Below are 22939 nucleotides of genomic sequence, written 5' to 3' on the forward strand. Positions count from 1 at the left end.
CTGACAAAAAATTGCCACGATGAGGGCAGTTTTAGAGGAGGCGGTGAGCAATGGAAAAAGAACGTATTATTCAGGAATTTGTGCCGGGGAAACAGGTCACGCTGGCGCATCTCATTGCGCACCCCGGCGAAGAACTGGCGAAAAAGATCGGCGTTCCCGAAGCGGGTGCCATCGGCATCATGACGCTGACGCCAGGTGAAACAGCGATGATTGCCGGTGATTTAGCCATGAAGGCGGCAGATGTACATATCGGCTTTCTCGATAGATTCAGCGGTGCGCTGGTTATCTACGGCTCAGTAGGCGCGGTAGAGGAAGCGTTATTACAGACGGTAAGCGGTCTGGGTCGGTTATTAAATTTCACTTTGTGCAATCTGACAAAAAGTTAATCAGAGGCGGCGATGAAACGTATTGCGTTTGTCGGTACGGTGGGGGCGGGGAAAACAACGCTCTTTAATGCGCTACAGGGGAATTATTCCCTCGCCAGAAAAACTCAGGCCGTGGAGTTTAATGAAAATGGCGATATCGACACGCCAGGGGAATATTTCAGCCATCCGCGCTGGTATCACGCGTTAATTACCACGCTGCAGGATGTCGATACGTTGATTTATATACACGCGGCAAATGATAAAGAAAGTCGCTTACCTGCCGGGCTGTTGGATATCGGCGCCAGTAAACGACAAATCGCCGTTATCAGCAAAACGGACATGCCGGATGCCGACGTCGCCGCAACGCGACAACTACTTCGCGGGATGGGGTTTCAGGAGCCGATTTTTGAGCTCAATAGCCATGACCCGCGCAGCGTGCAGCACCTGGTGGATTATCTGACTGAGCTCAGCCAAAAGGAGGAAAGGGCAGGTGAAAAAACTCATCACAGCTAACGATATTCGTGCGGCCCACGCACGCGGCGAACAGGAAATGTCGGTTGTTCTGCGCGCCAGCATCATCACCCCGGAGGCGCGCGAAGTTGCGGAGCTGCTGGGCGTCACCATCAGCGAATGCGATGAATCCGCGCCAACTGCAGCCGCTGCTGCACCGGCGGCGGTGGATGATGGCAAAACGGAAAGCCAACGTATTCGCGAAACCATCATAGCGCAGTTACCGGAAGGGCAGTTTACCGAAAGCCTGGTCGCCCAACTGATGGACAAAGTCATGAAGGAGAAACAGTCGCTGGAGCAAGGCGGAATGCAGCCGAGCTTTAACTCGGTAACCGGCAAAGGCGGTGTCAAAGTCATCGACGGCAGCAGCGTGAAGTTTGGTCGTTTTGACGGCGCACAGCCGCACTGCGTAGGTTTAACCGACCTGGTGACCGACCAGGATGGTAGCAGTATGGCAGCCGGGTTCATGCAGTGGGATAACGCTTTTTTCCCATGGACGCTGAACTACGACGAAATCGACATGATTCTGGAAGGCGAGCTGCACGTTCGTCACGAAGGCGAAACCATGATTGCTAAAGCCGGGGATGTGATGTTTATCCCGAAAGGTTCCAGCATCGAATTTGGCACGCCATCAACGGTGAAGTTTCTGTATGTGGCCTGGCCTGCGAACTGGCAGTCCTGCTAAGGCGGATGTATGAAGGATTTCATTACCGAAGCATGGCTCAGAGCGAATCATACGCTCAGCGAAGGGGCTGAAATTCATCTCCCCGCTGACGCTCGCCTGACGCCGTCTGCCCGGGAATTACTGGAAAGCCGACATCTGCGCATTAAGTTTATTGACGAGCAGGGTAGCTTGTTTATTGATGACGAAGAACAGCAGCCGCAGCCGGTGCATGGCTTAACCAGCAGCGATACGCATCCGCAGGCCAGTTGCGAACTGTGTCATCAACCGGTGGTGAAGAAACCAGACACGCTGACGCATCTGACGGCGGACAAGATGGTCGCCAAAAGCGATCCGCGCCTGGGATTTCGCGCCGCGCTGGACAGCACCATCGCGCTGGCCGTGTGGTTGCAGATAGAGCTGGCGCAACCGTGGCAGCCGTGGCTGGCGGATATCCGTTCGCGCCTGGGCAACATTATGCGCGCCGACGCTATGGATGAGCCGCTGGCAGCACAAGCTATCGTCGGTTTAAGTGACGAAGATTTACACCGGCTTTCGCATCAGCCGCTGCGCTATCTGGACCACGACCATCTGGTGCCTGAGGCCAGCCACGGACGTGATTGCGCGTTGCTTAATCTGCTGCGTACCAAAGTCCGAGAAACGGAGACGGTGGCGGCCCAGGTTTTCATCACTCGTAGTTTTGAAGTTATGCGACCGGACATCATGCAGGCGCTCAACCGCCTTTCCAGTACGGTCTACGTGATGATGATTCTGAGCGTGGCGAAGCATCCGCTAACGGTTAGCCAAATTCAACAGCGACTGGGGGAGAAGCCATGATCATTGAACGTGCTCGTCAACTCGCCCAGCGCTCACCTGCACGGGTGGTGTTCCCGGATGCGCTGGATGTTCGGGTGCTGAAGGCGGCTAATTACCTGCACCAGCATGGTCTGGCACATCCCATTCTCGTCGCCAGCCCGTTTGCGCTGCGTCAGTTTGCCCTCAGCCATCGGGTGGCAATGGATGGCATTCAGGTTATCGATCCGCAAAGCAACCTGCCAATGCGCGAAGAATTTGCGCTGCGCTGGCTGGCCCGCGCGGGAGATAAAACGCCTGCGGATGCGCTGGAAAAACTCAACGATCCGCTGATGTTCGCCGCGGCAATGGTCAGCGCGGGCAAAGCAGACGTCTGTATTGCGGGCAATCTGTCATCGACGGCAAACGTGCTGCGCGCCGGGTTGCGCATTATTGGGCTACAGCCGGGCTGTAAAACGCTGTCGTCTATCTTCCTGATGCTGCCGCAGTACCTCGGGCCGTCATTAGGGTTTGCCGATTGCAGCGTCGTGCCGCAGCCCACCGCCGCACAGCTTGCGGATATTGCGATTGCCAGCGCGCAGACATGGCAGGCGATCACAGGTGAAGAGCCGCGCGTGGCCATGCTGTCGTTTTCAAGTAATGGCAGCGCTCGCCATCCCAACGTCGCTAACGTGCAGCAGGCGACCGAGATCGTCCGTGAGCGTGCTCCACAGCTTATCGTGGATGGGGAACTGCAATTTGATGCCGCCTTTGTTCCGGAGGTCGCCGCGCAAAAAGCGCCCGCCAGTCCGTTAAAGGGCAATGCCAATGTGATGGTCTTCCCGTCGCTGGAGGCAGGCAATATTGGCTACAAAATCGCTCAGCGTCTGGGAGGGTATCGCGCAGTTGGTCCGTTGATTCAAGGGCTGGCCGCACCGCTTCATGACCTTTCTCGCGGCTGTAGCGTACAGGAAATTATCGAACTGGCGTTGGTGGCAGCAGTGCCGCGCCAGACTGACGTGAGTCGTGAAAACGCCTCGCACACACTGGTTAATACACAAAATCATTCGCGCAGCGTCGAGGCGGCAAGTGCGGGAACCTCAGGAGCTTACTTAAGTAAGTGACTGAGGTGAGCAAACGCAGCCAACAAAGAGGCTGTGTGAAGGATGAAGTGTATGTATAGGTCCCGTTCTGGACCCCTTAATGAGAGGAAAACACAATGGAAGCATTAGGAATGATTGAAACCCGGGGCCTGGTTGCACTGATTGAGGCTTCTGACGCAATGGTTAAAGCGGCACGCGTGAAACTGGTTGGCGTGAAGCAGATCGGTGGCGGTCTGGTCACTGCCATGGTCCGTGGCGACGTAGCGGCATGTAAAGCGGCAACGGATGCTGGTGCTGCAGCTGCACAGCGTATTGGTGAGCTGGTTTCCGTACACGTGATCCCGCGTCCGCACGGCGATCTGGAAGAAGTGTTCCCGATCAGCTTTAAAGGCGACAGCAACGACATGTAAGTCGTCCATGTGACGCCACAGACTTCATTGCTGGCGTCACCCTCTCTCCTTTTCACATTACCTTCTGCGGAGGGTAGGGGGAGGTTTTACCTGAAATATGCCACGGAGGCGCGTATGAAACTGGCAATCGTCACAGGACAAATTGTTTGTACCGTACGCCATCAGGGGCTCGCGCACGACAAGTTGCTGATGGTGGAAATGATTGACGCCCAGGGAAATCCCGACGGGCAATGTGCTGTTGCGATCGACAGCATCGGGGCGGGAACCGGAGAGTGGGTGCTGCTGGTCAGCGGAAGCTCAGCCCGTCAGGCGCACCGGAATGAATCATCACCTGTCGATCTGTGCGTGATTGGCATTGTCGATGAAGTGGTGGCAGGTGGTCAGGTGATCTTCCATAAATAAGGCAGAAAATCATGAATCAACAGGATATTGAACAGGTAGTGAAAGCGGTGCTGCTGAAAATGAAAGACAGCAGCCAACCGGTCAGTGCCGTTCAAGAAATGGGCGTTTTTGCCTCCCTGGATGACGCAGTGGCGGCAGCAAAACTGGCCCAGCAGGGGCTGAAAAGCGTTGCCATGCGCCAACTGGCTATCACGGCTCTACGTGAGGCGGGCGAAAAGCACGCCAGAGAATTAGCGGAACTTGCCGTCACAGAAACCGGCATGGGACGCGTTGAAGATAAATTTGCCAAAAACGTGGCGCAGGCGCGCGGCACGCCGGGGGTGGAATGTCTGTCTCCACAGGTCCTGACCGGCGATAACGGCCTGACGCTGATTGAAAATGCGCCGTGGGGCGTGGTGGCCTCGGTGACGCCGTCCACCAACCCGGCCGCTACCGTCATTAACAATGCCATCAGCCTGATTGCCGCTGGCAACAGCGTGGTCTTCGCACCGCATCCGGCGGCGAAAAAAGTCTCTCAGCGCGCTATCACTCTGCTTAACCAGGCGGTGGTTGCCGCAGGCGGTCCGGCAAACCTGCTGGTTACCGTTGCCAACCCGGATATCGAAACCGCCCAACGTCTGTTTAAGTACCCAGGTATCGGCCTGCTGGTGGTGACCGGCGGTGAAGCCGTAGTGGATGCCGCGCGTAAGCACACCAATAAACGTCTGATTGCCGCCGGCGCAGGTAATCCGCCGGTGGTGGTTGATGAAACGGCCGACCTGGCGCGCGCGGCGCAGTCGATCGTTAAAGGCGCTTCGTTTGACAACAACATCATCTGCGCCGACGAAAAAGTGCTGATCGTGGTCGATAGCGTCGCTGATGAACTGATGCGTCTGATGGAAAGCCAGCATGCGGTGAAACTGACTGCGGCTCAGGCCGACCAGTTGCAGCCGGTGCTGCTGAAAAATATCGATGAGCGCGGTAAAGGCACGGTCAGTCGTGACTGGGTAGGCCGCGATGCAGGAAAAATCGCTGCGGCGATTGGTCTGAACGTACCGGATCAAACCCGGCTGTTATTCGTCGAAACCTCAGCGACGCATCCGTTTGCCGTCACCGAACTGATGATGCCGGTTCTGCCGGTTGTGCGGGTCGCCAACGTTGATGAAGCCATCGAACTGGCGGTCAAGCTTGAAGGCGGCTGCCACCATACAGCGGCGATGCACTCGCGCAATATCGACAACATGAACCGTATGGCAAACGCCATTGATACCAGCATTTTCGTCAAGAACGGACCGTGTATAGCCGGTCTTGGGCTCGGCGGCGAAGGCTGGACCACGATGACCATTACCACGCCAACCGGGGAAGGGGTGACCAGCGCGCGTACGTTTGTGCGTCTGCGTCGCTGCGTGTTGGTGGACGCCTTCAGAATTGTATAAGGAGTAAAAGAGATGGCGCACGACGAACAACGTTGGCTGACACCCAGGCTGCTCAAAGCGGCAACGCTATGTAACCAGACGCCTGCTGCGAGCGATTCACCGCTGTGGCTGGGCGTGGATTTGGGAACGTGTGATGTGGTGTCGATGGTTGTCGACAGCGACGGGCAGCCGGTTGCGGTTTGCCTGGACTGGGCCGATGTCGTGCGTGATGGCATCGTCTGGGATTTCTTCGGTGCGGTGACCATCGTTCGTCGCCATCTCGATACGCTCGAACAACAGCTGGGTTGCCGTTTTACCCATGCGGCAACCTCGTTTCCACCGGGAACGGACCCGCGAATTTCGATCAACGTGCTGGAGTCTGCCGGGCTTGAAGTAAGTCATGTGCTCGACGAACCGACCGCCGTGGCGGACCTGTTGCAGCTCGATAACGCTGGCGTGGTGGATATCGGTGGCGGCACCACCGGGATAGCCATTGTGAAGCAGGGCAAAGTGACTTATTCCGCCGATGAAGCGACCGGTGGGCACCATATTTCTCTGACGCTGGCCGGGAACCGCCGCATCCAGTTGGAGGAAGCCGAACAGTACAAGCGCAGCAACGGCAAAGAAATCTGGCCAGTGGTTAAGCCGGTCTACGAAAAGATGGCGGAGATCGTGGCTCACCATATAGCAGGACAGGGCGTCATTGACTTGTGGCTGGCCGGTGGCTCCTGTATGCAGCCGGGCGTTGATGAACTGTTTCGTAAGCGTTTCCCGGAACTGCAGGTGCATTTACCCCAGCACAGCCTGTTTATGACCCCGCTGGCGATTGCAAATAGCGGAAAAGAAAAAGCGGAAGGAATCTATGCAAGCTGAATTGCAGACCGCGCTCTTTCAGGCATTCGATACCCTGAATCTGCAACGCGTAAAAACGTTTAGCGTTCCACCGGTTACGTTATGTGGACTGGGAGCGCTCAGTACCTGCGGACAGGAAGCACAAACGCGCGGACTGACGCATATGTTCGTCATGGTTGACAGCTTCCTGCATCAGGCAGGGATGACCGCCGCACTGGAGCGTAGCCTGGCGATGAAGGGCGTGGCGATGACGCTGTGGCCATGTCCGGTGGGCGAACCGTGCATTACGGACGTCTGCGCAGCGGTCGCGCAATTGCGTGAATCGAAGTGCGATGGCGTTGTGGCCTTCGGCGGCGGTTCCGTACTGGATGCCGCAAAGGCAGTGGCGTTGCTGGTGACCAACCCCACCCAGACGCTGGCTGACATGGACGAGCGCAGCACGTTACGCCCACGTCTGCCGCTGATTGCCGTACCGACTACCGCCGGAACGGGCTCAGAAACCACTAACGTCACGGTGATTATCGACGCCGCGACTGGACTCAAACAAGTGCTGGCCCACGCAACACTGATGCCGGATGTGGCGATCCTTGACGCCGCGCTGACGGAAGGTGTGCCCGCACACGTCACGGCGATGACCGGGATCGATGCGCTGACGCACGCTGTTGAAGCGTATAGCGCTCTGAACGCGACGCCGTTTACCGACAGCCTGGCGATTGGCGCGATTGCGATGATCGGTAAATCGCTGCCGAAGGCCGTCGGCTACGGTCAGGATCTGGCGGCGCGGGAAAGTATGCTGCTGGCTTCCTGTATGGCCGGGATGGCGTTTTCCAGTGCGGGGCTGGGTCTGTGTCACGCGATGGCGCACCAGCCGGGCGCTGCGCTGCACATCCCGCATGGACAGGCTAACGCCATGCTGCTGCCGACGGTAATGGGGTTCAACCGCCTGGTGTGTCGTGAGCGCTTCAGCCATATCGGACGGGCGTTAACCAACAAGAAGTCGGACGATCGCGATGCCATCAACGCTGTCAGCGAGCTGATTAGCGAAGTGGGCCAAACCAAACGACTCTCCGACGTGGGAGCAAAACCCGAGCATTACAGCGCATGGGCTCACGCCGCGCTGGAGGATATTTGTATTCGCAGTAACCCACGCACCGCCACGCAGGCACAGATTATCGACCTGTACGCGGCTGCCGGGTAATGCCTGTAGGCCGGATAAGGTGCTCGCACCGCCATCCGGCAATAACACGGCGTTAATGCCGGAGGCGACGTAAACGTCTTATCCGGCCTACAAATCACAAATGACAGGGAGTAGGGGCTATGGGAATTAACGAAATCATCATGTACATCATGATGTTCTTTATGCTGATTGCCGCCGTGGACAGGATCCTGTCGCAGTTCGGCGGTTCGGCGCGCTTCCTCGGTAAGTTCGGTAAGAGTATTGAGGGGTCGGGCGGCCAGTTTGAAGAAGGTTTTATGGCGATGGGCGCGCTGGGCCTGGCGATGGTCGGTATGACCGCGCTGGCGCCGGTACTGGCGCATGTGCTCGGGCCGGTGATTATTCCGCTGTACGAAATGCTTGGCGCGAACCCGTCGATGTTTGCCGGAACGCTGCTGGCGTGCGATATGGGCGGCTTCTTCCTGGCGAAAGAACTGGCGGGCGGAGACGTTGCGGCGTGGCTGTACTCAGGCCTGATCCTCGGGGCGATGATGGGGCCGACGCTGGTGTTCTCCATTCCGGTTGCGCTGGGGATTATTGAACCATCTGACCGTCGTTATCTGGCGCTGGGTGTGCTGGCCGGTATCGTCACCATTCCGATTGGTTGTATTGCGGGTGGTTTGATAGCGATGTACTCCGGCGTCGAAATCAACGGGCAGCCGGTGGAGTTCACCTTCGCGCTGATCCTGATGAATATGATCCCGGTGCTGATCGTGGCCGTGCTGGTGGCGTTGGGACTGAAATTCATCCCGGAAAAAATGATCAACGGTTTTCAGATCTTCGCGAAATTCCTCGTGGCGCTGATCACCATCGGCCTGGCGGCAGCGGTAATTAAGTTCCTGCTCGGCTGGGAGCTGATCCCGGGTCTTGATCCCATCTTCATGGCACCGGGCGACAAGCCGGGTGAAGTGATGCGCGCCATCGAAGTTATCGGGTCTATCTCTTGCGTACTGCTCGGTGCGTACCCAATGGTTCTGCTGCTGACCCGCTGGTTTGAAAAACCGCTGATGAGCGTCGGTAATCTGTTAAAAATCAATAATATTGCGGCTGCAGGCATGGTCGCGACGCTGGCGAACAACATCCCAATGTTCGGCATGATGAAGAATATGGATACCCGCGGCAAAGTGATCAACTGCGCCTTTGCGGTCTCCGCGGCCTTTGCATTGGGTGACCACTTAGGCTTCGCCGCTGCCAACATGAACGCGATGATCTTCCCGATGATTGTCGGCAAGTTGATTGGCGGCGTGACGGCGATTGGTGTGGCTATGCTGTTGGTACCGAAAGATGAAGATGTGCCAGCAGAAGTAGAAACCAACCCGGAGGCGCAATCGTGAATACTCGCCAGCTACTGAGCGTCGGTATCGATATCGGCACCACCACCACTCAGGTGATCTTCTCGCGCCTTGAGCTGGTTAACCGTGCGGCAGTGTCGCAGGTGCCGCGCTACGAATTCATCAAACGCGAAATTAGCTGGCAAAGCCCGGTTTTCTTTACCCCCGTTGATAAGCAGGGCGGGTTGAAAGAGGCCGAACTTAAGGCGCTGATCCTCGCCCAGTATCAGGCAGCGGGTATCAAGCCTGAGGCCGTCGATTCCGGTGCGATCATCATTACTGGAGAAAGTGCCAAAACCCGCAATGCGCGACCGGCGGTGATGGCGCTCTCCCAGTCGCTGGGGGACTTCGTGGTTGCCAGCGCCGGTCCGCATCTGGAATCGGTGATTGCCGGTCACGGCGCGGGGGCTCAAACCCTGTCAGAGCAGAAGTTGTGCCGCGTACTGAATATCGACATCGGTGGCGGTACGTCGAACTACGTCTTGTTTGATGCCGGAAAGGTCAGCGGTTCGGCTTGCCTGAACGTCGGCGGACGATTGCTGGAAACTGATGGCCATGGGCGAGTGGTGCATGCGCATCAGCCGGGGCAAATGATTGTTGATGACGTATTTGGCCCTGGTACCGACGTTCGTTCGCTTAACGCCACGCAACTGGTTCAGGTGGCGCGACGGATGGCGGCGCTGATTGTGGAAGTGATTGACGGCACGCTTTCACCGCTGGCGCAGGCACTGATGCAAACCGGTCTGCTGCCTGCGGGCGTGAAACCGGAAGTGATTACGTTGTCCGGCGGGGTGGGCGAGTGCTACCGCAACCAACCTGCCGATCCGTTCTGTTTTTCCGACATCGGGCCGCTGCTCGCCACGGCGCTGCATGAACATCCGCGCCTGCGTGAGATGAACGTGCAGTTTCCGGCGCAAACCGTGCGTGCCACGGTGATTGGCGCCGGGGCGCATACGCTGTCGCTTTCGGGCAGCACTATCTGGCTGGAAGGTGTGGCGCTTCCGCTGCGCAATCTGCCGGTGGCGATTCCGGTTGATGAGGCTGATTTGGTAGCCGCCTGGCAGCAAGCGCTGATGCAACTCGATCTGGATCCGCAAACGGACGCCTACGTGCTGGCGCTGCCCAGTTCGCTGCCGGTGCGCTACGCCGCGCTGTTAACGGTTATTGATGCGCTGCTGGCTTTTGTCGCGCGCTATCCGAATCCACATCCCCTGCTGGTGGTAGCCGAGCAGGATTTTGGTAAAGCCCTGGGCATGCTGTTACGCCCACAGTTACAGCAACACCCGCTGGCGGTCATCGATGAGGTGGTTGTCCGGGCGGGGGACTATATCGACATTGGTACGCCTCTTTTTGGCGGATCGGTTGTGCCGGTGACGGTGAAATCACTCGCATTTCCTTCCTGAGGGAACGACTTATGAAACTAAAGACCACATTGTTCGGCAATGTTTATCAGTTTAAGGATGTTAAAGAGGTGCTGGCAAAAGCCAACGAACTGCGTTCGGGGGATGTGCTGGCAGGGGTAGCTGCAACCAGTTCACAGGAGCGCGTGGCGGCCAAGCAGGTGCTGTCGGAAATGACGGTGGCGGATATCCGCAATAACCCGGTGATTTCCTATGAAGAAGACTGCGTGACGCGTCTGATTCAGGATGACGTCAACGAAACGGCCTATAACCGCATCAAAAACTGGAGCATCAGCGAACTGCGCGAGTACGTGCTGAGCGATGAAACCTCCGTGGATGACATTGCGTTTATGCGCAAAGGGTTAACGTCAGAAGTGGTCGCAGGCGTGGCAAAAATTTGCTCCAACGCGGATCTGATCTACGGCGGTAAGAAAATGCCGGTGATCAAAAAGGCCAACACTACCATTGGTTTGCCGGGCACCTTTAGCTGCCGTTTGCAGCCGAACGATACCCGTGATGACGTGCAGAGTATTGCCGCACAAATCTACGAAGGGCTGTCCTTCGGCGCGGGGGATGCGGTGATCGGCGTTAACCCGGTAACGGATGACGTGGAAAACTTAAGCCGCGTACTGGATACCGTGTACGGCGTCATCGACAAATTCAACATTCCGACCCAGGGCTGCGTACTGGCGCACGTTACCACCCAGATCGAAGCGATTCGCCGCGGCGCGCCGGGCGGGCTGATTTTCCAGAGTATCTGCGGCAGCGAGAAAGGCTTAAAAGAGTTCGGCGTTGAGCTGGCTATGCTGGATGAAGCACGTGCAGTGGGGGCTGAGTTTAACCGCATCGCCGGGGAAAACTGCCTGTACTTCGAAACCGGGCAAGGGTCTGCGCTCTCTGCTGGCGCTAACTTTGGTGCCGATCAGGTGACGATGGAAGCACGTAACTACGGGCTGGCGCGCCACTACGATCCGTTCCTGGTGAACACCGTGGTGGGCTTTATCGGGCCGGAATATCTGTACAACGACCGTCAGATTATTCGCGCGGGTCTGGAAGACCATTTTATGGGCAAGCTGAGCGGCATCTCAATGGGCTGTGACTGCTGCTACACCAACCATGCTGATGCTGACCAGAACCTCAACGAAAACCTGATGATTTTGCTCGCCACCGCTGGCTGCAACTACATCATGGGCATGCCGCTCGGTGACGACATCATGCTCAACTATCAGACCACCGCGTTTCACGATACCGCCACCGTCCGTCAGTTGCTGAATTTACGGCCGTCGCCGGAGTTTGAACGCTGGCTGGAAACCATGGGCATTATGGCAAACGGTCGCCTGACCAAACGGGCGGGCGATCCGTCACTGTTCTTTTGATGACGCGGGGATGACACATGATGGATCAAAAGCAGATTGAAGAAATTGTACGTAGCGTGATGGCATCAATGGGGGAGTCGCAGCCGCAGGCTCAGGCTCAGACGCCGTCAGCACAAGCAAAATGCAGCACCACGCAGTGCGCCGCGCCGACTGGTGAAAGCTGTGCGATGGATTTAGGCTCCGCCGAAGCCAAAGCGTGGATTGGCGTTGAGGATCCGCATCGTGCAGATGTGTTGACCGAACTGCGTCGTAGCACCGCAGCGCGCGTATGTACCGGCCGTGCCGGTCCTCGCCCGCGTACTCAGGCGTTGTTGCGTTTCCTTGCCGACCATTCGCGTTCGAAAGATACGGTCTTAAAAGAAGTGCCGGAAGAGTGGGTAAAAGCTCAGGGGCTGCTGGAAGTGCGCTCGGAAATCAGTGACAAAAATCTGTATCTGACGCGTCCGGATCTGGGGCGTCGTCTGAGTGCGGAAGCCATTGAAGCGCTGAAATCACAGTGTGTAATGAATCCGGATGTACAGGTAATTATCTCTGATGGCCTGTCGACTGATGCTATCACCGCCAACTACGAAGAGATCCTGCCGCCGCTGTTGTCGGGCTTAAAACAGGCCGGATTGAAGGTTGGGACGCCATTCTTTGTTCGCTATGGTCGCGTGAAAATCGAAGATCAGATCGGCGAACTGCTGGGCGCGAAAGCGGTGATCTTGCTGGTTGGGGAACGTCCGGGCCTTGGCCAGTCTGAAAGCCTTTCCTGCTATGCCGTCTATTCGCCGCGTGTGGCGACGACCGTTGAAGCTGACCGTACCTGTATCTCGAACATTCACCAGGGCGGTACGCCACCGGTTGAAGCGGCGGCGGTGATTGTGGATTTGGCCAAGCGCATGCTGGAGCAAAAAGCATCCGGCATCAATATGACCCGTTAAGGAGGCATCATGCCAGCATTAGATTTGATTAGACCTTCAGTCACCGCAATGCGCGTGATTGCCTCGATAAATGACGGTTTTGCCCGTGAACTTAAATTACCGCCACATATACGTAGCCTCGGACTCATCACAGCAGATTCTGATGACGTGGCGTATATTGCTGCAGACGAAGCGACAAAACAGGCAATGGTCGAAGTGGTTTATGGCCGCTCGCTGTATGCCGGCGCGGCGCACAGTCCCTCTCCAACCTCGGGTGAAGTACTGATTATGCTCGGAGGGCCAAACCCGGCCGAAGTTCGCGCAGGTCTGGACGCGATGGTGGCCAATATTGAAAGCGGCGCGGCGTTCCAGTGGGCGAATGACGCAGAAGATACCGCTTTCCTGGCGCACGTGGTTTCGCGTACCGGTTCGTATCTTTCGGCTACCGCAGGATGCCGACTTGGCGATCCGATGGCGTATCTGGTGGCGCCGCCGCTGGAAGCGACATTTGGCATTGATGCTGCGCTGAAATCTGCCGATGTACAACTGGTGACCTACGTCCCACCGCCGTCAGAAACTAACTACTCGGCCGCGTTTTTGACCGGGAGCCAGGCCGCTTGTAAAGCTGCATGTAACGCCTTTGCCGATGCTGTTCTGGATATTGCCCGTAATCCAGTCCAGCGCGCGTAAGAGAGGTTGTGATGATCAATGCACTGGGATTACTGGAAGTGGATGGCATGGTGGCTGCCGTGGATGCGGCAGATGCCATGCTGAAAGCCGCGAATGTGCGTCTGCTTAGCCACGAAGTGCTCGATCCTGGCCGGTTGACGCTGGTGGTGGAAGGCGATCTGGCGGCGTGCCGCGCGGCGCTTGATGCCGGCAGCGCCGCCGCAGCGCGTACGGGCCGTGTTATCAGCCGTAAGGAAATAGGCCGGCCGGACGATGACACCCAGTGGCTGATCGGCGGTTTTAAGCGCCAGCCGAAGAAACCAGAGCAGAAGCCAGAAGTGAAAGCAGACGTAAAAGCAGAGAAGACGCAGGACGCCCCGTTGACGCCTGAATCCTCTGAGCAACTTCTGACGCTGTTGGCATCGGTCCGTCAAGGAATGACGGCAGGGGAAGTGGCTGCCCATTTTGGCTGGTCACTTGATGAAGCCAGAAAGGCGCTGGAACAGCTCTTTTCTGGCGGAGCGTTGCGTAAACGCAGTAGTCGCTATCGCTTAAAAAACTAACCTGTCGGAGGGCCGGGGGCTTCGTTGAAGCTTCCGGCTTAAAAGATCATGAAAAAGAAACGTACTGCAAACCTGCACCATCTTTATCATGAAGCATTACCCGAAGACGTTAAACTTACGCCGAAAGTGGAGGTGGACAACGTTCACCAACGGCGAACAACGGATGTGTATGAGCATGCGCTGACGATTACCGCATGGCAGCAGATCTACGACCAGCTGCATCCGGGAAAATTTCATGGCGAGTTCACGGAAATCCTGCTCGACGATATTCAGGTGTTCCGTGAATACACCGGACTGGCACTACGTCAGTCGTGTCTTGTCTGGCCGAACTCCTTCTGGTTTGGTATTCCGGCCACGCGCGGCGAACAGGGATTTATTGGCACCCAGTGTCTCGGTAACGCTGAAATTGCCACCCGACCTGGCGGGACGGAATTTGAACTGAGTACACCGGATGACTACACCATTTTGGGTGTCGTAATTTCGCAAGAGGCGATTGCCCGCCAGGCCAACTTCCTCCACAACCCGGAAAGGGTGCTGCATATGCTGCGTAACCAGTCGGCGCTGGAGGTAAAAGAGCAACATAAAGCTGCGCTATGGGGCTTTGTGCAGCAGGCGCTGGCGACATTTAGCGAGAATCCGGAAAACCTCCATCAACCTGCGGTACGCAAAGTGCTGGGCGATAACCTGTTACTGGCGATGGGCACAATGCTGGAAGAAGCGCAGCCGATAATCACGGCCGAGAGCATCAGCCATCAGAGCTATCGTCGCCTGCTGTCGCGTGCGCGCGAGTATGTGCTGGAAAATATGTCAGAGCCGCTGACGGTACTCGACTTGTGTAATCAACTTCACGTCAGCCGTCGGACGCTGCAAAACGCTTTTCATACGATACTCGGAATTGGTCCGAACGCATGGTTAAAACGTATTCGTTTGAACGCCGTGCGTCGCGAGCTGATAAGCCCATGGTCGCAAAGCGCGACGGTAAAAGATGCCGCCATGCAGTGGGGATTCTGGCATTTGGGGCAGTTTGCCACCGACTACCAGCAATTGTTTGCGGAGAAACCGTCGTTAACGCTACATCAGCGTATGCGCCAGTGGGCGTGATGACACTATTGTGCCGGATGCGACGCTTTGCGTCTTATCCGGCCTACGGGGCTGTGCCGTTGTAGTTGTAAGCCTGAAAAGCGTAGGGCCATCAGGCAATTACACCCAGTCGCGGACCTGTATAAACTCGCTAAGGGCGGCTTCCGGGCTGTTCGTTTCCGGCTGCCAGTCATACTCCCAGCGCACCAGCGGCGGCATCGACATCAGAATCGATTCCGTACGCCCGCCGGTCTGTAAACCAAATAACGTGCCGCGATCCCACACCAGATTAAATTCCACATAGCGCCCGCGACGATAGAGCTGGAAATCGCGCTCGCGCTCGCTCCAGCTCATCGCTTTGCGGCGTTCGACGATCGGTAGATACGCCTCGGTGTAACCTTGTCCTACCGCCTGCATAAAGGCGAAACAGTGGTCGAAATCCGGCGTATTCAAATCGTCAAAAAACAACCCGCCGATGCCACGCTGTTCGTTACGATGCTTGAGGAAGAAGTAGTCGTCGCACCACTTCTTGTAACGGGGATAAACGTCATCACCGAACGGTTGGCACAGATCCCGCGCCGTGCGGTGCCAGTGAACCGCATCCTCATCAAAGCCGTAGTAGGGCGTTAAGTCAAAGCCGCCGCCAAACCACCAGACCGGATAAGCGCCCGGTTTTTCCGCGATAAAAAACCGTACATTGGCATGACTGGTCGGAATGTAGGGATTCTGCGGATGCACCACCAGTGAGACGCCCATGGCTTCAAAGCTGCGCCCGGCAAGCTCCGGGCGATGCGCGGTAGCCGAGGCCGGCATTGCCTCGCCGTGGACATGGGAGAAGTTAACGCCCGCTTGCTCGAAAATACCGCCGTTACGTAGCACCCGACTGCGACCGCCGCCGCCCGCTTCGCGCTGCCAGTTATCTTCAACAAACTCAGCGCCATCTACGGCGGATAACTGCTGGCAAATATTATCCTGCAGGCTGAGCAGGAACTGTTTTACGCGCTGTGCATCGGGCTTCATGGTTAACGTTTCTTCGAGTGTGCTTTCTGGTTATCAAACCAGTGGAAATAGCTGATGATGCCATTGGCGATAGCGGTGGCGATTTTCTGGCGAAATGCCGCCGTACCCAGCAGACGTTCTTCTTCCGGGTTGGTAATGAACGAGGTTTCGACCAGTACCGACGGAATTGATGGTGATTTTAACACCACGAAGGCGGCCTGTTCGGTGCTGCGACTGTGCAGACGGTGTACCGGCTTGATCTTCTTAAGAATATGCGAACCTAACGTCAGGCTGTTTTTAATGGTGTCAGTTTGCACCAGATCGAACAGCACCTGCTGCAGCAAATGGTCTTTGTCGGTGGCCTTCTTTCCGGCCACTTCATCGGCCCGGTTCTCACGATCGGACAGATACTTCGCCATGGCGCTACTGGCGCCGCGATTGGATAACGCAAAGACTGAAGCACCTGCCGCGCTTGGGTTGGTAAATCCGTCGGCGTGGATCGACATGAACAGATCGGCACCATGTTTATGGGCGATCTCGACGCGATCGTAAAGCGGAATAAACGTATCGCCGGAGCGGGTCAGGCGTGCATCAATCCCCTGGTTGCGTAGAATCGAGCGCACGTTTTTGGCAATTGCCAGTACCACATGCTTTTCCTTCGAGCCATTGCGACCAATTGCGCCGGTATCAATTCCTCCGTGACCCGGATCAAGAACAACAACGCGCTTAGCGCCGGATTTTTTCGCTTTCGGTTTGCTGTGGCCATTGCTGGTCTTAAGCGCTTCTTCTTTAGCGATGGCTTGCGACATGCCTGACAGCGTCAGGGCGGCCAGCCCGGCTTTCAACACCTGGCGGCGCGATGTGAGTGTTTTTAGTGGTTTAAAAGTGCTCATACGGCCTGAGTTGTAAAAAAAAGGTTCTAAACGTTATATCGTATCGCGTTGTCCGTTGCGACGGATCGGGATAAGAATTGTTTTACTTTTCATTTCAATACGTGACAATTCCGTATTATGCCATTTTTTCCGCCGCTTCGCGTCAGATATTGGCTAAATCAGCCGTTCGCGCCATAATCGCTTTTTAACGTCCTGAAAAGGTAACCAATACCATGGAAATACGCGTTTTTCGCCAGGAAGATTTCGAAGAGGTGATCACCCTCTGGGAGCGCTGTGATTTGCTGCGTCCATGGAACGACCCTGAAATGGACATCGAACGTAAAGTAAATCATGACGTCAGTTTGTTCCTGGTTGCTGAAGTGAACGGCGAGGTGGTCGGTACGGTGATGGGCGGATACGACGGACATCGCGGCTCGGCCTATTACCTGGGCGTGCATCCTGAGTTTCGCGGCCGCGGCATCGCCAATGCGCTACTGAACCGGCTGGAGAAAAAGCTCATTGCCCGCGGTTGTCCGAAGATTCAAATCATGGTGCGTGACGATAACGACGTTGTACAGGGCATGTATGAGCGTCTGGGTTATGAGCATGCGGATGTACTCAATCTGGGTAAGCGCTTGATCGAAGATGAAGAGTACTGAGTTTCATCCGGCCGACTATGACGGTCATGGGCGTCTGCGCCTGCCTTTTCTGTTCTGGTGCGTACTGCTGTTGCAGGCGCGCACCTGGGTTCTGTTCGTGATTGCCGGTTCTTCACGTGAACAAGGCAACACGTTGCTGAATCTGTTTTATCCCGATCATGACGCATTCTGGTTGGGATTGCTTCCCGGCGTTCCCGCGGTGCTGGCGTTTTTAATCAGCGGGCGACGCTTTGCGTTTCCGGTGATATGGCGCTGGCTGCGCGGATTACTGATCCTCGCTCAGTTGGTGCTGTTGTGCTGGCAGCCGGCGATGTGGCTGGCAGGCGATCCGGTCAACGGCGTCGGGCTGGCGCTGCTGGTGGCGGATATTGTCGCGCTGATCTGGCTATTAACCAATCAACGCCTGCGCGCCTGTTTTTCCTTTGAGAAAGAATGACGGCACTTTTCTTTGAAACCGGACTCCAAGCAACGTTGATAAATAAGGAAGGAAGTGAAATGAAATCACTGCGTTTGACTTTATGCGCGATGCCGCTGCTACTGACCGGGTGTTCAACGTTGTCGTCGGTAAACTGGTCTGCCGCCAATCCGTGGAACTGGTTTGGTTCTTCAACGCAGGTCACTGAGCAGGGCGTCGGCGCGTTAACGGGCGCGACGCCGTTGGATGAAAAAGCCATTGCTGATGCGCTGGACGGTGATTACCGCCTGCGTAGCGGGATGAAGACCGATAACGGTAATGTGGTGCGCTTCTATGAAGCGATGAAAGATGACAAGCTGGCGATGGTCATCAATGGCAGCCAGGGAACCATCAGCAGAATTGATGTATTGGACAGCGCTATCTCGTCCTCCGCGGGTGTTGAAATGGGTACACCGTTTAGTGACCTTTACACTAAAGCTTTCGGTAATTGTCAGAAAGCAACCGGTGATGACAGCGCGGGCGTAGAGTGTAAAGCTGAAGGAAGTCAACATATTAGCTATGTCTTTTCTGGTGAGTGGAGCGGGCCTGAAGGCTTAATGCCGTCTGACGACACGTTGAAAGCATGGAAAGTAAGCAAAATTATCTGGCGGCGTTAATTTGCGTCTGAACAAATCAGCTTGTTAAAAAAACAGGTAGAATAGCGCCCAACAATGCCACGATGTCGTGGCATCTTTTTTTCAGGAGGAACAATGTCTCAGGTTCAGAGTGGCATTTTGCCAGAACATTGCCGTGCGGCGATTTGGATTGAAGCCAATGTTAAAGGCGACGTTGAGGCCCTGCGAGCGGCCAGCAAAATCTTCGCCGATAAGCTGGCGACCTTCGAAGCTAAGTTCCCGGACGCGCATCTGGGCGCGGTTGTCGCTTTCGGCAACAATACCTGGCGTACGCTGAGCGGCGGCGTTGGCGCAGAAGAGTTAAAAGACTTTATCCCTTACGGTAAAGGCCTGGCGCCAGCCACCCAGTATGATGTGCTGATCCATATTCTCTCTTTGCGTCATGATGTGAATTTCTCCGTCGCGCAGGCGGCAATGGAAGCATTTGGCGACTGTATTGAAGTCAAAGAAGAGATCCACGGTTTCCGTTGGGTTGAAGAACGCGATCTCAGCGGCTTTGTTGACGGTACGGAAAACCCGGCAGGCGAAGAAACGCGCCGTGAAGTTGCCGTTATCAAAGATGGCGTGGATGCTGGCGGCAGCTATGTGTTTGTGCAGCGTTGGGAACATAACCTGAAGCAGCTTAATCGCATGAGTATCCATGACCAGGAAATGATGATTGGTCGTACTAAAGAAGCCAACGAAGAGATCGACGGTGATGACCGTCCGGTCACCTCTCACCTGAGCCGTGTCGATCTGAAGGAAGACGGTAAAGGACTGAAAATTGTGCGCCAGAGCCTGCCATACGGCACCGCCAGCGGCACGCACGGTCTTTACTTCTGCGCCTATTGCGCCCGCCTGCACAACATTGAACAACAGCTGTTGAGCATGTTTGGCGACACAGACGGTAAGCGCGACGCGATGCTGCGTTTCACCAAACCAGTGACCGGCGGCTATTACTTTGCCCCATCGCTGGATCGTTTATTGAGCCTGTAATTTTTGTGCCAGATGGCGGCGTCAGCGCCATCTGGTAAAAAATAGCTATTCCCCAAGCCACACAACGTCTGCCATGTCGATAATGCACCCGCATTGATGCTCTCCCTGGAAAATCTCGCCCCAAGTTCAGTGCTATTAACCTGCCAGTTTATTCGTATAACAACAGTATTAAATGCCACTATTTAGAATCAATAAGCTATTAATAACAATTTATTACTTTAAAAATTCTGAATATATCTGAAATAAAAAATGATTTAAATGTGATAAAGATCTGATTTTTTCGCGTGATTCATAAAAATAAACCCGCTAATAAGTGTAATTAATTCCTGTATAAATTGATTTAATGGCTTCATTTGTTGACAATTAAAATGACAGTCTTGTAATCTGAAAATGACCGAAAAATAACGGAATTTTTATTTAACTATTTTGCAACAAAAACTCCCTGGAGGTTTTATGTCTACAAAATTATGGGGTGGGCGCTTTGATATGCCTACAAATAAACTGGTTGAATCCTATAACGCGACAATTATGTTGGAACAACGTCTTTGCCCTTTCGATATTCAGGGGAGTATTGCTCATGCCACTATGTTGGGCCGTCAGGGAATTATCACGCAGGATGAAGCGAATAAGATTATTGCTGGCTTAAGGCAAGTAGATAAAGAAATTAAGGAAGGGCAGTTCGTTTTTGATACCGTTGATGAAGATATTCATATGGCGATTGAGAGACGTATGACAGAAATAATTGGTCCTGTTGGCGGGAAGTTACATACAGGCCGAAGTCGTAATGACCAAACGACTGTTGATTCTAAAATGCATATGAGATCAACTATTCGGGAAATTCAGCAGGATATCGTTAATCTGCAAAAAGTTATTATCAGCAAAGCTGAAAATAACATTAATGCGATTATGCCCGGTTATACTCATTTGCAGACCGGGCAGCCCATTCTTCTGTCGCACTGGATAATGGCATATTACTGGATGTTACGCCGTGACTGGACCCGTTTTGAAGACCTTTATCAACGCATGGGGGAATGCCCTTTAGGTTCAGCGGCCCTTGCTGGTACAACTTTTCCCATTGATCGTGATTTCACGGCTCAAGAGCTTGGTTTTGACAAGCCGACTGAGAATAGTATTGATTCTGTCAGCGATCGCGACCATATGGTTGAATTCACTGCTGCAGCGGCTATGTGTTTTATGCATCTTACCCGTTTGTCTGAAGAGCTGGTTTTATTCTCAAGTCAGGATTTTAAATTTATTGAGCTTTCAGATGATTTCTGTACCGGCTCCAGCATTATGCCACAGAAGAAAAATCCCGATGTGGCCGAAAAAATGCGTGGTAAAGGTGGGCGTATGTACGGAAATCTAATGGCGATGCTGACCATCATGAAAGGTATTCCTCTCGCCTACAATACTGATATGAGTGAGGATAAAGAACAGGTCTATGACTCTATGGATACCTTACAGACCAGTTTGAAAATTATGGCGCCGATGCTCGAAAAAATGGTTATTCTCTCAGAGAATACTCGCAGCGCAGCAGCGAGAGGTTTTTCAAACGCGACCGATATGGCTGACTACCTGGTTCGAAAAGGAATCCCTTTCAGGGAAGCTCACCATATTGTTGGCAGTGCTGTTAATTACTGTATAAAACATAGAAAAATGTTGGAAGAACTTACCCTGGATGAATTCCATTCATTTGATGATAAGATTGATAATGATATTTATGAGAGTATATCTCTCGAAGCATGTATTAAATCAAGAATGTCTTATGGTGGAACTGGCACTGACGCTGTTAAAAAACAGATCGAAGTTGCTAAATCATATTTAAACTAATCCTGAGCATAATAATTAATATCTCCCGGATGCAATATCCGGGAGATGCTTAGAGGTGAAAAATGGATGCTTTATTTTTTATACAATTATTAATTGTACTCGCCTGTATTGGTATAGGTGGGCGTTATGGTGGAATGGGGCTTGGTGCTGGTGGAGGACTTGGCGTTGCAATATTAGTTCTGGGCTTTGGACTTAAACCCTCCACACCATCTATTACTGCAATGTTAATTATTATTTGCGTGATTGGCGCTGTCAGCGTATTACAGGCCGCTGGAGGACTTGATTATCTTGTGCGTGTGGCTGAAAAATTACTGCGTAAAAAACCACAGGCTATTACTTTTGTTGCCCCAATATTAACTTCCATATTTACACTATTCTGTGGCACTACTTACGTTGCTTTCTCTTTGTATCCGGTTGTCGCTGAAGTTGCTGCTGAAGCAAAGGTCCGTCCGGAGCGAGCGTTGTCCGCAACGGTTATTGCGGCCAGTGTCGCGGTTGCAGCCAGTCCGATGAGTGCGGCAACCGCGGGGATGCTGGCAATCCTGCATGAATATGCTGGGATTACTCTTGGGCAAATACTGACAATTGCTCTCCCTTCATTCTTTTTGGCTGCTATTGTTACCAGCTTTTCGGTTTATAAACGCGGAAAAGAGCTGGAGGACGATCCGGAATTTCAGAGGAGAGTAGCCGCTGGCGAATATGAGTTCATGCATACTGAGCAGAAAAAAGAATATGTTGCTACGGCCGGCGCTAAAAAAGGCGTTGTGATCTTTGCGATTGGCGTAGTACTGGTGCTTATTTTAGGTTCTTTTACAGGGTTACTCCCTTCCTGGGATGGAAAAAGACTGTCAACCCCAATGGTTATACAGATGATTATGTTGACAGCAGCTTTGTTTATTATGATCGTCAGTAAAGTACCAAGCAGTAGCTTGAATAGCGGCTCAGTCTTCCGTGCTGGTTTAATGGGGGTGGTGGCAATCCTTGGCGTTTCATGGATGACTGCGACGTTTTTTGATGCCTATCAGCCAGAATTGATTAAGGTCTTTGGTGGCATTGTAAATGGCGCTCCAATGCTATTTGGTGTGGTTGTATTCTTGTTCTCTCTGGTCATTATGAGTCCTGCGGCGACGGTAGCTGCCATCATGCCACTTGGTGTTACCTTAGGTATACCAGCCCCGTTTCTTATTGCTATTTTTGCCTGTACCTGTGGTGACTTCATTATACCGGGAGCAAATCAAATCGGTTGTGTTGCATTTGACCGAACAGGTACCACAAAGATTGGACGCTTTGTTGTCAACCATAGCTATATTCGTCCGGGCTTTGTCATGGTCATCTCTCAGGTAATTTTTGCTTATCTAATTGCTCAAGTTGTTCTGTAAAGTGCGTTCTGTGGAAAACTGCAGTGGCGATATTCAATAATGAGTAATGGGCATCCTCTCTGAGCTCGTTCAGGGGGGATGCCATGAAGAAAAGGTATTACCACAATTAA

Annotated in this window: 24 protein-coding genes and 1 pseudogene; 23 read left to right on the forward strand and 2 right to left on the reverse strand. The window is 54.1% G+C overall.

Annotated elements, in window-relative coordinates:
• Positions 1-50 precede the first annotated feature (50 nt).
• The 17 genes and pseudogenes from eutS to eutR all read left to right on the forward strand — a co-directional run bounded on the left by eutS (position 51) and on the right by eutR (position 15047).
• Complete coding sequence (gene eutS / locus OGW16_RS20185) at positions 51-386, forward strand: ethanolamine utilization microcompartment protein EutS (protein ID WP_003037995.1); 336 nt, start codon at positions 51-53, stop codon at positions 384-386.
• 12 nt (positions 387-398) lie between these two features.
• The gene (eutP, locus tag OGW16_RS20190) at positions 399-878 is read left to right on the forward strand and encodes an ethanolamine utilization acetate kinase EutP (RefSeq protein ID WP_003037998.1); all 480 of its coding nucleotides are present in this window, start codon (positions 399-401) and stop codon (positions 876-878) included.
• Entirely contained in the window at positions 856-1560 is a 705-nt protein-coding gene (eutQ, locus tag OGW16_RS20195; protein WP_043017154.1) for an ethanolamine utilization acetate kinase EutQ, read from the forward strand. Before eutP ends, eutQ begins: the two co-directional genes overlap by 23 nt.
• A gap of 9 nt (positions 1561-1569) precedes the next feature.
• Positions 1570-2373: an ethanolamine utilization cob(I)yrinic acid a,c-diamide adenosyltransferase EutT gene (gene eutT, locus OGW16_RS20200; protein ID WP_043017153.1), complete on the forward strand. Its 804-nt coding sequence runs from the start codon at positions 1570-1572 to the stop codon at positions 2371-2373.
• A pseudogene (pta, locus tag OGW16_RS20205) lies at positions 2370-3380 on the forward strand (phosphate acetyltransferase); the annotation flags it as partial. The gene eutT and the pseudogene pta, both read left to right, overlap by 4 nt.
• A gap of 167 nt (positions 3381-3547) precedes the next feature.
• Positions 3548-3841 carry an ethanolamine utilization microcompartment protein EutM gene (gene eutM, locus OGW16_RS20210; RefSeq protein ID WP_003835054.1) on the forward strand — a complete coding sequence of 98 codons (294 nt, stop codon included), beginning with the start codon at positions 3548-3550 and terminating at the stop codon, positions 3839-3841.
• Positions 3842-3955: 114 nt separating this feature from the next.
• Positions 3956-4243, forward strand: coding sequence for an ethanolamine utilization microcompartment protein EutN (eutN, locus tag OGW16_RS20215; RefSeq protein WP_003038011.1), 288 nt, complete (start codon positions 3956-3958; stop codon positions 4241-4243).
• An 11-nt stretch (positions 4244-4254) separates the two neighbouring features.
• Entirely contained in the window at positions 4255-5658 is a 1404-nt protein-coding gene (locus OGW16_RS20220; protein WP_043017152.1) for an aldehyde dehydrogenase family protein, read from the forward strand.
• A gap of 12 nt (positions 5659-5670) precedes the next feature.
• The gene (gene eutJ / locus OGW16_RS20225) at positions 5671-6510 is read left to right on the forward strand and encodes an ethanolamine utilization protein EutJ (protein ID WP_199994334.1); all 840 of its coding nucleotides are present in this window, start codon (positions 5671-5673) and stop codon (positions 6508-6510) included.
• A complete protein-coding gene (eutG, locus tag OGW16_RS20230) occupies positions 6500-7687 on the forward strand; it encodes an ethanolamine utilization ethanol dehydrogenase EutG (RefSeq protein ID WP_043017150.1) in 1188 nt (395 codons plus the stop codon). The genes eutJ and eutG overlap by 11 nt, the downstream gene beginning before the upstream one ends.
• Positions 7688-7806: 119 nt before the next feature.
• Positions 7807-9039: an ethanolamine utilization protein EutH gene (gene eutH / locus OGW16_RS20235; RefSeq protein ID WP_043017149.1), complete on the forward strand. Its 1233-nt coding sequence runs from the start codon at positions 7807-7809 to the stop codon at positions 9037-9039.
• Positions 9036-10439: an ethanolamine ammonia-lyase reactivating factor EutA gene (gene eutA / locus OGW16_RS20240; protein WP_080626257.1), complete on the forward strand. Its 1404-nt coding sequence runs from the start codon at positions 9036-9038 to the stop codon at positions 10437-10439. The genes eutH and eutA overlap by 4 nt, the downstream gene beginning before the upstream one ends.
• 11 nt (positions 10440-10450) lie before the next feature.
• Complete coding sequence (eutB, locus tag OGW16_RS20245; protein ID WP_005121914.1) at positions 10451-11812, forward strand: ethanolamine ammonia-lyase subunit alpha; 1362 nt, start codon at positions 10451-10453, stop codon at positions 11810-11812.
• A 20-nt stretch (positions 11813-11832) separates the two neighbouring features.
• Positions 11833-12735, forward strand: a complete 903-nt coding sequence (gene eutC / locus OGW16_RS20250; RefSeq protein ID WP_043017963.1) for an ethanolamine ammonia-lyase subunit EutC — start codon at positions 11833-11835, stop codon at positions 12733-12735.
• Between the two features lie 9 nt (positions 12736-12744).
• Positions 12745-13404: an ethanolamine utilization microcompartment protein EutL gene (gene eutL / locus OGW16_RS20255; protein WP_047409614.1), complete on the forward strand. Its 660-nt coding sequence runs from the start codon at positions 12745-12747 to the stop codon at positions 13402-13404.
• Between the two features lie 11 nt (positions 13405-13415).
• Positions 13416-13946 carry an ethanolamine utilization microcompartment protein EutK gene (gene eutK, locus OGW16_RS20260; protein ID WP_047409617.1) on the forward strand — a complete coding sequence of 177 codons (531 nt, stop codon included), beginning with the start codon at positions 13416-13418 and terminating at the stop codon, positions 13944-13946.
• Positions 13947-13994: 48 nt separating this feature from the next.
• Positions 13995-15047: an HTH-type transcriptional regulator EutR gene (gene eutR, locus OGW16_RS20265; RefSeq protein ID WP_043017145.1), complete on the forward strand. Its 1053-nt coding sequence runs from the start codon at positions 13995-13997 to the stop codon at positions 15045-15047.
• A gap of 99 nt (positions 15048-15146) precedes the next feature.
• On the opposite strand, the gene hemF is transcribed toward eutR, so the two are convergent.
• Positions 15147-16046, reverse strand: a complete 900-nt coding sequence (hemF, locus tag OGW16_RS20270; protein WP_286518729.1) for an oxygen-dependent coproporphyrinogen oxidase — start codon at positions 16044-16046, stop codon at positions 15147-15149.
• Between the two features lie 2 nt (positions 16047-16048).
• Positions 16049-16918 (reverse strand): N-acetylmuramoyl-L-alanine amidase AmiA, encoded by an 870-nt coding sequence (amiA, locus tag OGW16_RS20275; RefSeq protein WP_003038046.1) that lies wholly within the window; start codon positions 16916-16918, stop codon positions 16049-16051.
• Between the two features lie 212 nt (positions 16919-17130).
• Between amiA and OGW16_RS20280 the strand changes: the two genes are divergently transcribed.
• The 6 genes from OGW16_RS20280 to OGW16_RS20305 all read left to right on the forward strand — a co-directional run bounded on the left by OGW16_RS20280 (position 17131) and on the right by OGW16_RS20305 (position 22829).
• A complete protein-coding gene (locus OGW16_RS20280) occupies positions 17131-17556 on the forward strand; it encodes a GNAT family acetyltransferase (protein ID WP_003038048.1) in 426 nt (141 codons plus the stop codon).
• The gene (locus OGW16_RS20285; protein ID WP_043017143.1) at positions 17543-17992 is read left to right on the forward strand and encodes a DUF2919 domain-containing protein; all 450 of its coding nucleotides are present in this window, start codon (positions 17543-17545) and stop codon (positions 17990-17992) included. Before OGW16_RS20280 ends, OGW16_RS20285 begins: the two co-directional genes overlap by 14 nt.
• 59 nt (positions 17993-18051) lie before the next feature.
• Positions 18052-18627, forward strand: a complete 576-nt coding sequence (locus OGW16_RS20290) for an RpoE-regulated lipoprotein (protein WP_043017142.1) — start codon at positions 18052-18054, stop codon at positions 18625-18627.
• A 93-nt stretch (positions 18628-18720) separates the two neighbouring features.
• The gene (gene yfeX, locus OGW16_RS20295) at positions 18721-19620 is read left to right on the forward strand and encodes a porphyrinogen peroxidase (RefSeq protein WP_047409623.1); all 900 of its coding nucleotides are present in this window, start codon (positions 18721-18723) and stop codon (positions 19618-19620) included.
• A 453-nt stretch (positions 19621-20073) separates the two neighbouring features.
• Positions 20074-21450: an argininosuccinate lyase gene (gene argH, locus OGW16_RS20300; RefSeq protein WP_043017140.1), complete on the forward strand. Its 1377-nt coding sequence runs from the start codon at positions 20074-20076 to the stop codon at positions 21448-21450.
• A 62-nt stretch (positions 21451-21512) separates the two neighbouring features.
• Positions 21513-22829, forward strand: a complete 1317-nt coding sequence (locus OGW16_RS20305; RefSeq protein WP_047409640.1) for an anaerobic C4-dicarboxylate transporter family protein — start codon at positions 21513-21515, stop codon at positions 22827-22829.
• The last annotated feature ends 110 nt before the right edge of the window (positions 22830-22939 follow it).

The sequence above is a fragment of the Citrobacter sp. Ce104 genome (genome assembly GCF_030334595.1).
Lineage (GTDB): Bacteria > Pseudomonadota > Gammaproteobacteria > Enterobacterales > Enterobacteriaceae > Citrobacter > Citrobacter europaeus.